At 70.3% G+C, this 1,305-nt stretch carries 1 protein-coding gene; it reads left to right on the forward strand.

The window, feature by feature from the left end:
- Positions 1 to 1,305 (forward strand): polyketide synthase dehydratase domain-containing protein (locus ACLZOT_RS49660; protein WP_416975938.1); only part of this gene is annotated, 1,305 nt, incomplete at both ends.

The raw sequence follows: 1,305 nt of genomic DNA on the forward strand, positions 1-1,305 counted from the left end.
TCCGATGCTGGATGCGTTCGCGGAAGTTCTCGGGCAGGTGGAGTTCAGGCGGCCGGTGGTGGGGATGACGGTTCCGGTTGCTGAGGTGTGCAGCGCGCAGTACTGGGTGCGGCAGGTGCGGGAGCCGGTGCGGTTCGCGGACATGCTGACGGAGCTGGCTGCTGGGGGTGTGACGCGTTTTGTGGAGGTGGGTCCGGATGGTGTGCTGACGGGGTTGGGGTCGGGTGTGGTGGACGGGGTGTTCGTTGCGGCTCAGCGGAAGGGGCGGCCCGAGGTCCACACCGCGCTGACCGCCCTGTCCACTCTGCATACCCACGGTGTGCCGGTGGACTGGTCCGCGGTGGTGGGCCGGGGCTCGGGCCAGGCCATCGAGTTGCCGACGTACGCCTTCCAGCGCGATCGGTACTGGCCGCGCCCCCGGACTGCGGCCGGTGACGTGCGGGGTGCTGGGTTGGTGTCGGTGGGGCATCCGTTGCTGGGTGCGGCGGTGGAACTCGCGGGTGGTGAGGGTGTGGTGTTCACCAGCCGGCTGTCCCTGGCCTCGCAGGATTGGCTGGCCGATCATGCGGTGCGGGGTGTGGTGGTGGTGCCGGGCACTGCGTTCGTGGAGTTGCTGGTTAGGGCGGGCGATGAGGTCGGGTGTGGTGTTGTGGAGGATCTGGTGCTGGAGCGGCCGTTGGTGCTGCCGGAGCACGGGGCTGTGCAGGTGCAGGTGGTGGTCGAGGCACCGGAGGAGTCGGGCCGACGCGCGGTGAGTGCGTACTCCCGGCCGGAGGAGACGGGCGCGGAAGCAGGCTGGACACGGCACGCCGGCGGAACGCTGGCTTCCCAGGCCGGGGTGTCGGTGGGTGCGGAGTTGACGGTGTGGCCGCCTGCGGGAGTGGAACCGGTGCCGGTGGATGACCTCTACGACGGCCTGGCCGAGATGGGTTACGGGTACGGGCTGGCCTTCCAAGGAGTACGGGCGGTGTGGCGGCGGGATGGGGAGGTCTTCGCGGAGGTGCGGCTGCCTGACGAGGCGGCTGAGCGGGCGGGGGAGTTCGGGATCCATCCGGCGTTGTTCGACGCTGCCCTGCACGCAGCCGTATTCCTGCCCGGTGACGTCGGCGGGCTCCCGTTCTCCTGGAGCGGAGTGTCCCTGCACGCGACGGGCGCGCGGTCGTTGCGGGTCCGGCTGTCGGAGACGGACGGCGGCGTGCTCTGCCTGAGTGCGGCTGATGACACCGGTGCTCCGGTGGTGTCGGTGGGTTCGCTGATGCTGCGATCGGTGTGTGGGGAGTTGCTGGAGTCCGGGGGTGAGCAGCG

The organism is Streptomyces sp. 4F14, from assembly GCF_048159485.1.
Lineage (GTDB): Bacteria > Actinomycetota > Actinomycetes > Streptomycetales > Streptomycetaceae > Streptomyces.